Annotated in this window: 15 protein-coding genes; 3 read left to right on the top strand and 12 right to left on the bottom strand. The window is 31.7% G+C overall.

Going from position 1 to position 14871, the window contains the following annotated elements:
* Positions 1-6: 6 nt before the first annotated feature.
* The 9 genes from ABMA78_RS08850 to ABMA78_RS08810 all read right to left on the bottom strand — a co-directional run bounded on the left by ABMA78_RS08850 (position 7) and on the right by ABMA78_RS08810 (position 6023).
* Complete coding sequence (locus tag ABMA78_RS08850) at positions 7-534, bottom strand: flavodoxin domain-containing protein (RefSeq protein ID WP_392859118.1); 528 nt, start codon at positions 532-534, stop codon at positions 7-9.
* Between the two features lie 102 nt (positions 535-636).
* On the bottom strand, positions 637-1110 hold the full coding sequence (locus ABMA78_RS08845; protein WP_392859116.1) for a thermonuclease family protein: 474 nt from the start codon (positions 1108-1110) through the stop codon (positions 637-639).
* Between the two features lie 43 nt (positions 1111-1153).
* Positions 1154-1576: a hypothetical protein gene (locus ABMA78_RS08840; RefSeq protein WP_392859113.1), complete on the bottom strand. Its 423-nt coding sequence runs from the start codon at positions 1574-1576 to the stop codon at positions 1154-1156.
* Positions 1577-1580: 4 nt separating this feature from the next.
* Complete coding sequence (locus ABMA78_RS08835) at positions 1581-1889, bottom strand: hypothetical protein (protein WP_392859111.1); 309 nt, start codon at positions 1887-1889, stop codon at positions 1581-1583.
* A gap of 303 nt (positions 1890-2192) precedes the next feature.
* Positions 2193-2582: a helix-turn-helix domain-containing protein gene (locus tag ABMA78_RS08830; protein ID WP_392859108.1), complete on the bottom strand. Its 390-nt coding sequence runs from the start codon at positions 2580-2582 to the stop codon at positions 2193-2195.
* A gap of 8 nt (positions 2583-2590) precedes the next feature.
* The gene (locus ABMA78_RS08825; RefSeq protein ID WP_392859106.1) at positions 2591-3940 is read right to left on the bottom strand and encodes a hypothetical protein; all 1350 of its coding nucleotides are present in this window, start codon (positions 3938-3940) and stop codon (positions 2591-2593) included.
* 11 nt (positions 3941-3951) lie between these two features.
* Positions 3952-4902, bottom strand: a complete 951-nt coding sequence (locus ABMA78_RS08820) for a hypothetical protein (RefSeq protein ID WP_392859103.1) — start codon at positions 4900-4902, stop codon at positions 3952-3954.
* Positions 4895-5650, bottom strand: a complete 756-nt coding sequence (locus ABMA78_RS08815; protein WP_392859100.1) for a hypothetical protein — start codon at positions 5648-5650, stop codon at positions 4895-4897. The genes ABMA78_RS08820 and ABMA78_RS08815 overlap by 8 nt, the downstream gene beginning before the upstream one ends.
* 88 nt (positions 5651-5738) lie before the next feature.
* A complete protein-coding gene (locus ABMA78_RS08810) occupies positions 5739-6023 on the bottom strand; it encodes a hypothetical protein (protein ID WP_392859098.1) in 285 nt (94 codons plus the stop codon).
* A 349-nt stretch (positions 6024-6372) separates the two neighbouring features.
* Between ABMA78_RS08810 and ABMA78_RS08805 the strand changes: the two genes are divergently transcribed.
* A complete protein-coding gene (locus ABMA78_RS08805; RefSeq protein WP_392859095.1) occupies positions 6373-7317 on the top strand; it encodes a helix-turn-helix transcriptional regulator in 945 nt (314 codons plus the stop codon).
* Here ABMA78_RS08805 and ABMA78_RS08800 read toward each other — a convergent pair.
* Complete coding sequence (locus ABMA78_RS08800) at positions 7314-7505, bottom strand: hypothetical protein (protein ID WP_392859093.1); 192 nt, start codon at positions 7503-7505, stop codon at positions 7314-7316. The genes ABMA78_RS08805 and ABMA78_RS08800 overlap by 4 nt on opposite strands.
* 85 nt (positions 7506-7590) lie before the next feature.
* Entirely contained in the window at positions 7591-7791 is a 201-nt protein-coding gene (locus ABMA78_RS08795) for a hypothetical protein (RefSeq protein ID WP_392859091.1), read from the bottom strand.
* Between the two features lie 662 nt (positions 7792-8453).
* On the opposite strand from ABMA78_RS08795, the gene ABMA78_RS08790 reads away from it, so the two are divergent.
* On the top strand, positions 8454-11024 hold the full coding sequence (locus tag ABMA78_RS08790; RefSeq protein ID WP_392859089.1) for an Eco57I restriction-modification methylase domain-containing protein: 2571 nt from the start codon (positions 8454-8456) through the stop codon (positions 11022-11024).
* The gene (locus ABMA78_RS08785; RefSeq protein WP_392859086.1) at positions 11021-13426 is read left to right on the top strand and encodes an Eco57I restriction-modification methylase domain-containing protein; all 2406 of its coding nucleotides are present in this window, start codon (positions 11021-11023) and stop codon (positions 13424-13426) included. Before ABMA78_RS08790 ends, ABMA78_RS08785 begins: the two co-directional genes overlap by 4 nt.
* Here the strand turns inward: ABMA78_RS08785 and ABMA78_RS08780 are convergent.
* Positions 13372-14871: a hypothetical protein gene (locus tag ABMA78_RS08780; protein ID WP_392859084.1), complete on the bottom strand. Its 1500-nt coding sequence runs from the start codon at positions 14869-14871 to the stop codon at positions 13372-13374. The two genes, ABMA78_RS08785 and ABMA78_RS08780, sit on opposite strands and share 55 nt — an antisense overlap.

Genomic DNA, 14871 nt, shown 5'->3' with positions numbered 1-14871 from the left:
TATACCCTATATTAGACTATACGCAAATTCCTTAACTTTCTTCCAATCAGTGTATTCATAATCACGGCCAAAGTCTGTGCCTTCACCGGCCCTCTTGGCAATCATTCTCATAATCCACTTCATAGGCCATGAATACTTGGAATACTTTAGTGCCCCGGCCACCATTTCAAAACGATTAAACTTTGTTATAAGTTGCTTGTCGACTCTCTTGCGGGCATCGTTCAACCACTCTTCCCTTAACACAGGATCTTTTGTCGCCGCACTTAATAGAACAAGAAAGAAGGCATTCGGCTTTGATTCAATTTGTTCCTTGTGATCATTGATAAAGTTAACCAATTCTTTTTCGATCCCTCCAATATGCATGGAGCCACCAAAGACTAATAAGTCAAACTCCTCTAAATTCTCCTTTACGACATTCCTTGCATCATGAAGAGAGGTTTCGATCTTAGCTTCAATAAAGTGATCACGAATTTTATGTGCAACCTTTTCGGTTTGTCCCTCGCGTGTTGCATAGATGATGAGTGCTTTTTTCATGGTACTACGATTTTAAACAATTGGTACTAGGATAAAAACTTAATTTATTAATAGTTTCCTGATCTATGCCTCTAGATACTTTTTGGGATGCGCTCCAGCATCCTAATTCTCCGACGCAATCTCGCGATTCGACTTGCACCAATCCACCTTCTTCTTCGTGCCACCATCATAAGCATAGGCAAGGCCATTTTTAAGAAGGTAGTATGACAGCGACTGCCCATCGATTTTCACATCGGCCACCACGCGAAAGTACTTACCTCTTTGCACATTCTCTAGATCAATGCGCTTGGCGTGCTTTAAAAGATTCGTCACAATCTTCTTCGCATCTCGCCCCTTACTCTTCTCGCACGCATTCTTCGTTCGAATCTCCGGCGTATCCACCCCACTCACTCGCACATTGATTCGACTGCCAATCAGCGGATGCACATTTGGAATATCAAACGTCACCGTGTCCGCGTCGTAGTTCTTCACATACTTTACGCAACGGAAGTTGTTGGCGTCGTGGGTGCAGTCTGATGTTGCTAGTGTTGTTAGTTGGAAGATTGAGATTAGGAGTGTGAGGGTTATGTATTTCATACGTAACCTATCGGATATTTTGATAAAAAGTTTAAAGTGCTAATTACTGTTTATTGTAAGTAAAAGAACACTCCTCACCTGTCTTAAGCTTCACTTCCACATAGATATCGAAATATGAATCAACAGCACCTACATCATACAAACTAGGAACATTCTTAGTTTTTATAAAATCAAATTTCATATAATCAATGTCCTCTGAATAATCAATATTATGTTTCTTTGCATATCCAGCAAAATACTTATCATATACGGAAACAATTCGAGAAAGCGGTTCAGGAATATCTGTCACTCCAGAGATGACTCCTCCAGGAAAAGAAATAGTCATTCCTTTATCACTATTTGCTATAATTTTTGGTACATCTAATTGAAAATTAAAATCACTCAAACTAGCATCATCATCTGCCATTAAACTATAAAGACTACTTATGCATGTTCTCGCGAATGCTTTTGTTAATTTCATAACCAAACCCCTATTCCTTATCCCAAAGCTTTTGCATATCATGCTCACGCCAGTACTCACCTAAGTCTTCGTGAACCTCATCTTCAATATTTCTAAAACTAATTATTCGATATTCTGTAAGAAAATAAATGGCATAAAATTCAAGCCCCTGCCAATTTATTTTATATACAGATATGTCGTTCCCACGGCGCCACTTTACAAGCTCAACGCATTCATCATCATTAATGATTAATTCATTTAACTCATGTAATTGAGATTCTGTAATTACATGACCGATACGTTTTTTGAACCTATTGATTGCGTGGATTGGTGTTTTCATAAAATACTCTTTGTCCTATAACAATTGTACTATGTGCTTTTTCGTTCACGCAGCGTATCCAAGTTAAAATCGTATTAATTAATCATCGACAACAAGTAGAAAAAGTTGAATAAATTCAGCCGCTTATGAAAACATTATAGTTATAATGATAAGTACCTAAAATAATGAGTTTAAACTAAAATCAGTGCTCAGAAAGAAGAAGATTGAGCCACCTCTCATCACGATCAAGCCTCTTATCTTCAGTAACGTTCTAGACCAGATTCAAGCATAAGAATGCACCGATTACTTTGACTCTATAGTTTTTTACCAATCACTACTTTCATCGTCGTTATCATCAAATGGTATACCTTGATTCTTTTTAAAGTATTCTTCGGCTTCTTTTACTAGGTCTTGACTTTCAACTCTAGTTTTGAAAAATACTTTTGCTCTATCAAGAGCCTCTATAAAATCCTTCTCTCTATCAACACCATTTGGAAACAGTAGGTTTTCTAATGATATATCGAAAATAGCACAAATAGCTAAAGCAATTTTTAACTCAACTTGCTTCTTTCCAGCTTCGATTTTTTCAAGTTCGTCAATTCCTAGACCAACTAATGTGGCAAATTCGTTTGAAGTTATTTTAAAATTCTTTCTAAAAAATCTAACAACTTCGCCACTGTATTTAAACTTCATTTCTTTTAATAAATACTGCATTTAATTTCCTATGCTGCAATATCGGCTCGATACACTTCTTTCGCTTTTAAACTTCTTATTGATTTTTCTATTCTTTTTAAAATTCTAAAATTGAATAATGTCATTTTAATTTCATTTTCAATAATTAATTCTTGTCTCCCATATGCAACACTAACAGAATTGATATATTCAAGATCCTCTGAGGAGTCAAAATCAAAATTAATAGTATATGCAGCTAAATCGTATATTGTTGAAATCGAGCTACCTAGTTTTAATATTTTATTTACCTTCCTGATAATTAAATCCATAAAGTTCACTATTTCAGCACTATCCATTAGATTAAGATTTAAAGTGCTTTTAATTTCATCAATATTAATAACTAATTGTGGATTATTATAATCATAAGATTTTTCGATATTATCCAAGAGCCAATCACATAGAACACCTGACTGGTATAAGTATTCTGCATGCTCGACATTATCAAAAAATGTAATCTCATATACTTCGTTGTCAATTTTCAAGAATGATCCTTGACTATATTCTTCAGAAAATATCTTTCGTCCAATAAAGCGTGGGAACCTATTGTGAAAGACTATGTCTTCATTGAAATATATATCACTCTCTGAAGCAGGTCTTGCAATATTCAACATATCGTTAATTGCTACTGATGTTAGATAATAATAACACCCACGTATTCGAAACTTCTTTCCCATTCGAAAAGTTGGTTTTAAAATTTCACCTGCTTTTCTTTGCGGAAATAACACTCTCCAATCTTTGAAGAACGTACGCGAGAATATCGGCCATCCGGTCATACACATGATAGGAAAAGTTGATAATTTTCTCTCAAAAAACTTCATCATATCCATTGAATCAAACTGACTAAATTCAGGATCACTCATACAAAACTCCAGTAGATTAACATTTTTATCCTCGGCAAAATATTCAAGAGCGATCTTGATGTCATTACTTGAATATAATGAAATATCTTCATAAATTTCATCTACAATAAAGAAAGTATTATTATTAAAACTTGCTACAATATTATCACGTTTAGATATATCATTTTTCTCTAAACACCTTCCCTTGAAGATTGGGAATCCGGTGTATAGAAAATCATTATCAGCTATTTTCACCCAGTCATCGTATTTAGACTCTTCTAGTTTTTTATGTAGTAACATTCTCGACGTTGCAAGATAATCTATTCTTTGAAACTTTCTTGTATCAGAATATTTAAAATAGTCTCGATCTACTCTAAATCGTTTCCCAAGTTTTTCTAAATCTATATTGTATTCTTCAACAAATCCCCTAAACTTTTTAAGCATTTGCAACTTATCTTCATTTTTTGGTTTCTTACGATAGAACCTTATATCAATATTCATTTAATGCTCCTTTATGCAATTTTTTGATTTTCTAAATTCACAAGATACTCAAATAAAGTTATATAATTATCGGTAATTGATACAATATATCTATCCTCTACCCCAAAATAGTGCTCGCTTATGAATTCAATATACTCATGATTAAGACTCGTTAAATACTGTTGAAAGAATATTTCCGTAGCTTTAGTATCGGCATACAGTGATCGATAATAGTGTCCCAAATAATTCCTCGTCTTTTCGATGATATTGGCCAATATTCTAAAAAATAAAGTTGCGATTAAATAAAGGAAGAAAATAGCTAAAGCATCAGAGCTACTACGATTTCGATTTCGCCTATCTTCTTCAGACGTTAAAAATTGACTAATTGCCGTTAATGGGATTGCCAAACAACAAGTATAATAGATAAGTGAGAAAAAGCTATACATACAATTAGACATAAACAAATGTTCAAATGATCTTCTCTTATCTGTTTTAAGAACTTCCCAAATTGCTTGCGAATAAAAGTATTCAGTATCGTTATAACCAGACATATATGTTTGATCACTAAGAGCAATTTCTCGGGCCATGTGAATACTGTAAGTACATTTCCCTTTAGATTTCACAACGCGACAAAAGCGAGGATTATCCCTTGGATACACAATTATTTCATCAATTTTTATATTTTCACATGTTTCGAGTTTAGCAATTCTTTTATTTAACTCATCAATTCTTTCACAGATGATCTTTTCATCATCTCTTGTTAGTATTTGTCTATTATGTTTTTTAAACCTATGCCTGAACCCAAACAAATCAAACTTAAACACGCTTAGTAAAGTAGTAATTATAATATGACTAACTGAAAAAATTGATAGCCATTCAAGATATTTATAGTCATAAATACCAACGTAGTCTCTAGCCCATACTGGAGAAGATACGAGTAATAAATAGAAAACAATCGTTATAATATTGATAAAACTACGCATTTTTCACCTTCAACTTATCAATAATATTCAATATTTCTAACTGTACTTTATAATATCGTATTGTTCTTATTTTATTTATTAACTCTTCAGCTTCACTAAATTTTCCAAGAAGAATCAAAATAGCACTTTCATTTAACTCTACCGCTGATCGATCTTCCTTGTTCAAATTCACTTTCAATTGACGATAAGAACTTAACGTTGACTCCCAACTCTCACTCTCAAGAGCTATAGATAATTCATTCCCAAAACGATTATCCTCTAATCGAGTAATTACTGGAATTCTAAAGACTTTATCTTGATTTGCTAAAGTATCATATATTTCATTGATAACTTGTTTTCTGAATTCTTCATCATAATTATTTTTATAATCTAGGAAGTATGTATGTGAGAGCCCTCTAATTTCTTCCCTTTTCACCTCTGAGTGTGAAAATAAAATATCTCCTTTCTTCGTATCAAATAATTGAAAAGAGACATACGAGATCTGTCGGTAACAAAAAGACTCACTTCCACACTTATAGTATTGATATTGATTTTTTAAATCTCCCTTAATCTCGACCTGAGAATTTCGAAGAAAATCCTCTGGTTCTTTTTTTTGTAACCTCTTTCCAATCGAGTCTACTAAGCTATCTTTATAAACGACATTTAGGCCACGGTTAACTAGAAGAGAAGAAAGTTCAACACTAGGATTAAACTCCTTTTCATTTGACTTGAGATCAATACTAATTTTTTTATTACCAATCTTCGACAATGGACTATTTTTTTTTTGCACATATGTAATTCTTTTTATGTTTGAACCACAAGATGCAAATGATATCAAAGACATGAAACACAAAACCTTAAAAATGATATTCATCAAAGCTATCTCCCATTGTTCTCAAATAAATTTTTATATTAATTTTATTTTTGTCTTTTAATAGAATTTTTACTGCTCGGTGATCAACAAGCCAATATTCCTTTTCATGGTAGTATACTGAGTAGCTAACTTCCTTATTGAAAAATACAAGTTCTTGATCTGACAATAGATCTAACTGCTTCTTATATATTTCTTCGTTCTTATCGATATATGTGAATGCATCATACTTATCAATGATAAATTCAGACCTCTCTTCCAAATAACTCACGATCTGGTCTTGACGTAAAACCGTCGCGATAACATTCTGTTTTTTTATGAAAACAAGATACATTAATGTCTTTTTAAAAAAGATACGATAAATATCAGTATGCGAATCACTAATAATCAATGGTAGTATTCCAAGACTACACTTCATATTCAGCAGGATATATTCTAAGTGTGAAACCCTAAGGGAGAACCTCTCAAGTACCCTTTCTTTAAAATGATTTCCAGTATGTGGTGAGTTTCCCATTAAAATATTAAAATTTTGAATTACTGACTTTATACCCATTCATTTAGTATATCCAGCAAGCTAGACATTCCACGTCCAACTGAATAACATTAATTTTAGAGGCCATATGAAATTAGCAGAGAAGAAAAGTCATATATTTAACTATTTACTAAGAAATTCTAGTAATCCACCTTCTGTAACAGAAATTCATGACTATCTTTCAAGTAAGTGTGAAATTTCAAGAAAGCAAGTTTCAAGATATCTTGAGGAATTTCTCGATGATCCAGAAATGAATATGGAAATCACGGGCAAAAGTCCTAAGAGGTATAAGTTACTTTCAAATTCAAATTTTAGACATGATATTAAGCTCTCTAATGAAAATATTGAAACAATCCTTCTTGGCCTTTCAATGCTAGAAAGCTATGGACCTATTCCCCTTGAACAAAACGTAGAAGATGCAAGACGGGTTCTTCTTAGTGCCGTTAAAAATTCAAATTATAACTTAGAGAAATTCAACAGTTCATTCCTCTTCCCATATAGTAATTCAGGTAAGGCAAAACTTAGAGATAAGACTTCACTATTTAAGATATTAGAAGCCATTAGAACTGAGTGTGTTTTTAAGGCCAATTATAAAAAGTTAAACGGTGAAAAGGGATCAAGATTAATCACTCCACTTTTCTTTTATCTATCTGGTGCCATTCCATTTATTTATGGTTTCGACATGGAGATCCGTGATTACCGAAATTTCAAAATTGCTCGCTTTAACGATATTGAACTACTAAAATCATCTCCTGTCTTTAAACCTATTGCCAAAGACCTAAAAAGACTTCGCAAGGAGATCGAACATTCAATTGGTGGTTACACAAGTAAGATCGAGGATTTTGTAACTTATGAAATCCACGGCAATAATGAATTCAAAGAACACTGCCAAGAAGTCAAAATTCATCCCTCAGAGTTTATAGAAGAAAGTCCTAAAGGCGCGATCTTAAAGATTAGTGTTCCCGATTCTTCTATTTTTGATGAGTTATTTCAGAAAGGAAAAAAAGGTGTTACGAAAGTTTTGAAGTACTAAATAGATAATGTATCAAACAGCTTTTTTAGCCTATTATGATAGATTGAGACTTCCGAATCTAAAATAGTATCAGCGCTAGCTTCGGCTATACTTTGATTTATACCAATAAGGTCTAATACGACCCTTGAACTTACACCGAGATCATCTGATATGGTCTTTAATATTTCACCAAGGTTTGTTTTTTTCATTATTCATTTTTATAATCTAGCGGATTAGTTAGACAATTCTTGTCCATATTAATCATCAATAATAAAAAGAATATATTATAATATTTTATCCTGGTTTCTTATTAAGACTTTTACACATATCTAAATAATCATCTACCGCTTCCTCAAAAGCTGGTTTTAGCCCCTCTAAAGTATCACTTTCAAATGATACTAAATCATATTCAAGATCAATCTTTCCAAAGTAGACATTGTCTTCTTCTGAGAAATCACAAATACCGCTATAACCCCTATACCTTAATTCTTTCATATTATATCCAAGTAAATATTAGCATCATGTTCTTTTATTAAGGTCCTAGATATGTTCTTTTTCATTGACACCGTGTATCCCCTCTATAATTTGTATTCACTATTATACGACAACCGATAGAAAAAAATTAAGCAATATTATTAATTTGATATACACATATTGCCTATGAGTGAAGTGCAAGACTATACAGTGAGTGATATTCAAGCACTGACTACAGTTTTATTTCCATTAACAACACGTAGTCTAAGAGTGATTAGTAAAAAATTAATAAAGAAATCATCTTTAGAAATGATTAATATCTTCATAGTAGAAACAAAACTTCGCTAAGTTTAAATTAAAGAAATTTTAATAATACTTTAATGCTAGGCAGTACCAATGACACCAACATGATCTCACTAATATTGAGCATATACTATACTTCTAACATTCACAGTTTAATAAAGTCCTAAGAGCCTCAACTGAGAATAACTAACTATGACATTCTTCGATGTTAAAGCGTCACACAGAGCATTATTAAAAAGTATTAAAGAAATTATACTTCTCAATGATAAGCGACTGAAATAACGTATTTACACCCAGTCTCTTGTAAGATTTACATCGTCAAAATCCATTTTTTCTTGTATTTTTATATTATCAAAAACACAACACAGTAGAGAAAAATTTTGCAGCACAACAAAATAAAAAGCATTGCTAAATTATTTAATAGGCTTATTGATAATTTATCAAATAACATAAAAGAAGAGGACTACTTCTTAGCTCCACTTGCCATTGTTTCATCTTTTCAGATAGCTAATGCTCTCCCAAATAAAGATTCAAGGAGTGATTCATTAATAACTCATATAGAAATGCTTTTTCCGACATTAAAAGACTCACTTGTTCGATTCGAAAAAGCACTGAAGAACTCTAGTGAAAATGATCTCTATAACGAAATTTCCTCAGAATTAGAAATATACTTTGAAAACAGAGAATACGATCCATATGTATTATCATGGTTTTATCAATATTTAAAAACAAGTATTGAAGAAAGAGCTACCTCTATGTCTTTCCAAGGTAGAAAAATTGAAGGTGATGACTTAAAGTTTACTACTCAATTTTTTACAGATAAATATATGGTTAAATATCTTGTAAAAGAAGCCCTCTCTCAATACAAAACAAAGGAATCTCTCACCCAGCTGCTCATAGTTGACCCAGCTTGTGGTGGAGGAAACTTCTTAATTGAGTCATTAATACATCTAAGTAGTACTTTTCACTCAAAGGCCATTGTAAAAAGTATCATATTAGAGAATATTTTAGCTTATGATATTGACGAAAACATGGCTCTTTTAACAAAGATTAACCTATGGATACTTTCTTGCCATTTATCTAGTGAGATCGTTGATTATTTACCAAAATCATATGCACCATCTAAAAAATCTCTCACCGGATTTCTAGATTTATCTGAAAACGATTTTTTATTAAAGCAATTATCTTCAGCAAGAAAAAAAGTATTTTTAACCAATCCTCCCTTTATGGGGAAAAGAATGATGTGCCCTAACCTTAAAAGCTTTTTACAAAGAAACTATCCTCTCTCTAAGGGCGATCTGTGTAGTTCATTTATAGAGGCTTGCTTAAACACTTTAAACGATAATGACTCCCTAGCTATGGTTCATCAAACATCATGGATGTTTTTAAGCTCATTCAAAGATTTAAGAAAAGTTATTCTTGAGAACTATTCATTTCATTCTGTTGTTGACCTAGGCTCAAACGCCTTCAGAGACCTAAATGGTGAAAAAACAAGAGTTGCTTTAACGATTATTAATGGAGCTAAACCCACAAGTAAAGGAACTCCATTTTACAGGTTAGTAAATCTTCCCCTGGAAGAAAAAGTAAAAGTTCTAAATAAGAAAAAACTATTAAATAAATATTCATCAAATGTAAGAACATCTTCTTTCTTGAAGAACAGCTTATTTGAATTTAACTATAATTTATCAAATGAGTTTAGAGAAATTTTCAACGAATCCCCTAGTTATGCTCAATTCGCAACTCCAATGCAAGGAACATCTACAGGCGACAACAAGAACTTTATAAAGTACCACTGGGAAAAAGGTTGCAATGATGAAGACTGGGTTAGCGTAAGCAAAGGAGGAGGTTATGCAAAATGGAATGGACTAAACCAATATCTAGTTAAATGGGGAGAAAACGCTTGTCACATTTCAAACAACAAAGGCTCAGCTCTTAGGAATTTAAAAATGCTAGATTCAACAGACTTAGTATTTAGTGATACTGGCTCACAAGGACTGAATGTTCGTTTATTTAATCAACACAAGGTATTTATTGCTTCAGGACCAGGAATTTCGGTCAAGAGCGGATCAAAATATGCTCACATGGCTTTTTTAAACTCTAAACTTGCTTCGTTTTTTATAAAGACTCTATCTCCAAAATTGACTATTTCAGCAGGCTACATTGCCAGACTTCCATTTAATGAAACCCTTGCAAACTCCGTAGAGTTATCGCAAAAAGCAAAAAAATGCTCTAACTTGAAAGCTAAAATACTTCAAGGAAAGGTTACTAATTCTAATTATACTTATAAAAAGATAGTCTCCGTACCATACTCAGAAAAGCAGATCTTTAAAATAATAACTTCAGAGTTAAAGCTTGAACTTCAAAAGTTAAAACTTGAATCAGAAATAGAGGATTTTATACACACTTCATTCAATCTATCAAAAGAATCGTCTCAACATGTTTTCAAAGAGGTTGGTCTTCCATGCTACCTAATAGAAGATAATGAAAGTAAAGACCTTAACATTGAAAAAGTTGATGCTCTAATTTCTAAAAGCTTAAATTTTAGATGTGAATTAAAGAGAAATGGATTAAAATCGACACAATCTGTATCAGAAGGGATTCTTGAATATCTATCATTCAACCTACAAATACACCCCGAAAGGACTTTTCAATTTATTAACGAAAATATTTCTAAATTAGAGAAGACATTAGTTCTTTTTGCAAAAGATCAACTCCATAAACAAATATTAAATGACCTAAGATTCAATGCTCACAGAACTTGGAACTCTAACACTATCTCTTTAGATAAAACAGCAGAGACATATGACAAGTTCCAATCTACCATCAAAAAACCTGTAAAAGAATGGATAATTGAGGAGTTACCACACATTCACAACGAATCATTTTTTAACAAACCGATATTAAAGATAAAAAATAATGAGATAAAAATTGGTAGAGGTCTTCAATTATGAATTTTACATCTATAATAATCAAGTTTGCTAAAAACTATCTATCTAATCCTGAAAACAATGACCCACTTTTATTAAATAGAAATAAGTCGTATTTTTATGCTATTTCAATATCGATAGTTCTTCTACGCTACCTTGATATAGATACAAACTTATCATTTCCTCAACTTAAAAATGTAATCGAGATGACTTTCTCAAAAAAAAGTCTATTTTACGCTATATTAAACACAATAGATAACACACAAAAAACTCATATTACGTCTCTATCTAAAAAGCTTGCAAAAGTTCAAGTAACAAATTCCTTAGCAAGTGAGGTATACGAAGACCTTCTTAACTATCACTTTTCCATAAAAGAAAATAACTCTGTACAAGAAGCTGAATGCTTAATGACAAAAAGTACTGGTGGTGTATTTTACACACCTGACAATATAGCATATGCAAGTGTAAAAAAAGCTATTTCTTCAATGAATGTCTCAAAAGGTAAAATTTCAAAAATTAGTGTCGTAGACCCTAGCTGCGGAACAGGTCAGTTCTTAAAACAATATCTATTATTTCTAAAAGACGAATTAAAACTTAAAGATGAAGCCCTAAGACAAGCGTTATTAAACTGTCATGGTTTTGATATAGATCCAATTGCAATAGAGGTTACTAAATTCACACTTGCATTAACTCTAAATGCACTAGATTTGTTACATGAAGATGACCTTCATAACAATTTCTCTCATGGTAACCCTTTACTAACAACAACTGATTCACCTATTCCAACAATAGATAAAATAAACCTATCCTTCTCAGGGTACATATATCATCCAGACTTAGCATTAACTAACAATGAGCTAACACCAAAATATGATTTAATAATAGGAAACCCTCCGTGGAGTAAGATCAGAATAGAAGACAAGAAATTCTTTTGGAATCTAAATAAATCTATTTCTCAAGAAAAAAGTAAAGCTAAGAGAATTCAAAAAATTTCTAATCTAGAAACAGAATCACCACTTCTACATAAATCTTACAATAGCATATTGAATAATTTAGAAAGTTGTAAATCCGATATTAAAAGTAATTTACACTTTAAGTTAACTGCGAAAGGTGAACTTAATACATATGCATTATTCACTGAACTTTCTTCAAACCTTCTACTAAAAGACAATGGATATTTATCACTCCTCGTTAAAAGTGGTCTATTTACCACAGCATGCTACAAAGACTATTTTGCTCACCTAATAAAAGCTAAAAAAATCATTTCTATCTCAGATTTTATAAATTCAAAAAAGATATTTAACATAGACGGACGTGAACGATTTAGTCTTTTTATCGCAGGAAAAAATCCCAATAGTACATTCAAACTACAAATGGGCCTAGTAGAAGCGAAGGATTTATTCAATCCCTCTTTAGAAGTTAATATTCATCCAAATGATCTCACACTTATTAATCCTATTACAGGAATGCTCCCAAACATTTCTTCTCCTCAAAGACTTGAACTTTTAATTGAATTAGCAAAAAATAATTCTCCATTTAATGACATCTACCCAGATGTTAACTTTGGAAGAATTGTTCACCTAACAACACACTCAAAATCAATTTACAAAGAGAGGAAAGCAAATACTGTACCTATTTATGAGGGAAAGTTCTTTAATCAATATAATGGAAGATTTGCCGGATTCAATTTTGTTGAAGCAAAAGATAAGTACAAATCGAAGGCAAGTGCTCAAAAACTAACCTCAGCCAACAATGACCAAGCTCCATGGCCAGAATCTAGATTCTTTATAAACGAAAAGAAGTGGTTCTCATTAACAAAGAATTATAAAGAAAAATATTCTTTAATGTGGAGAAGTACGACATCAGCAACAAACACAAGAACCTGCATTGCAGTATTACTTAATCATAGAGCTACAATACAGTCAGTGCAACTTCTACAAAGAAAAGGATCCCAGCATGAACTTTTATATATATTAGCTGTTTTTAATTCAATCCCTTTTGACTACATCGTTAGAAGCAAACTCAATGGAATTGATCTAACACAAACAGTAATTAAGCAAACGACTTTTCCTGATTATAACAGATTAAAATCGGTGGTATTTTTTGATGGACTTAGTGCTAGTTTAAAAAATCATATTTGTGCTAGATCATATCTACTCTCTAAAAATGATTGTGATATTGAAAACGTATATCCTTCGACATTAATTGATAGCATTTCTAGGAATCCCAGTCGCTTAAGGCAAGATCTAGACATATTGGTATCATTTGCATATGGAATATCACCCTCTCAGTTTTTAGATATCATCAAAGACTTTAAAAAGTTTGTTAATGAAAATAAATTATCCTACGACTCATATATAGAAAGCTGGCCTCAATTGTCAGTGATTAAACCTCTTAATAAAGAGACTAATTCACTTCCTGTTTGAACAATATAACGCCTCCAGTTTTTTAAGGAGTCTATATCATTAATATCGGGAAACTTAACTTTAGTTTCATAAAGTTTGATTTCCTCATTATCACTTCTCAAGTTTTCCTTTAAATTGAGATAATCATTAGTAGATGGATAAATCAAGTTTAATTTTTTCACATTGTACTCTATATCATCCTTATCTCTAATTTTGACAAGATGACTATATACAAACATTTGTCTCATATCTTCAATTGCAGATGTTTTAGTTTTATATTTTGCATCTATACAGAAAAAATTTAGATATTTTTTATGTTTGAGGCCAAGAACTAGATCAGGACTCAAGCCTTCTTCAGTTCCTGATGAAATCCATGGAGGAGAGCAAGTTACATAAAAGTTCTCATTTATCTTATTGCTATTTCCATCAATTACGCATTCATTCTTACTAATAGATTTAGCTAACGACTCGTATAATATGTTTTCCCACAATTTATCTGTGCGTATTTTAATGCAAAAACTATCTATTTCCTTAGATGGTTGTCCAATTTTTAGATCTTGCTTTACAACTATCATTCTAGCTAACTCTACCAACTTTCTTAGATTTCGATTGGTCTTAGATAAAATATATCTTTCTGACATAGCCATCATCTTATCTGCTGTTAACACATCCACATCTCTAAAAAAATTAAAATAAATCTTAGACTTTTTAAATAAACATATTTTCGAATCATCATCTAAAAATGGAGAAGACCAAGGTAACCTGGCATTAACAATTTGAGTTGCACTTTTAATTAACTGTACAGTTAGTGTATTTTTATCAAAGTCATCATATGAACAATTCACAAAATGCTTTTTTTGCTCAATACTTTCTAACAAAGAACTTTCATTAACTCGACCTTTAATAGTTATTAACTCCTCTTTCTTTTCAATGTAGCCTTTTTTTATATATTTGAAGTTCAATTCTAGTTCTTCAATAAATCTATTAAACAACAGAATCCTTAAAAGAGGTGAATCATATGAAAGGTTTGCAAATGTTGACTCTTTTTGTGTTAATACTTTTCCTCGATAACCAAGTTTTAAAAGATATGAAATTTTGTCTAAATCCACTGGTTGAGTTTTACATTTTTGAAAAGTATCTTCTGTAGAATATTTAAGAGCTATTTCTTCTAGTAAATTTGACTCTTCTTTATTATTATCTTCTATTTTCTGGTATTCTTTAAGTTTATTAATTATTACCTTTGAGTTATCGCTAAACCTAATAACAAATTTCTGAGTTTCAAATAGTTCTATATAACAAGACTTATCCTCGTCTCTCCAGTTTATAAACTTATCATAAAAATCTTCTCGACTACGCCAAACTTTCGGTCGAACAAGAATTACTAATTGCCTTTGACTATTTCCGATAATTAATAACCCGCTCAGTTTACCAAGCTTTGAAGCAACAAATGATATTTCGTTTTCCAC

It is taken from the genome of Halobacteriovorax sp. RZ-2, assembly GCF_043196685.1.
GTDB lineage: Bacteria > Bdellovibrionota > Bacteriovoracia > Bacteriovoracales > Bacteriovoracaceae > Halobacteriovorax_A.
This window is presented reverse-complemented; position numbering and strand designations above follow the sequence as displayed.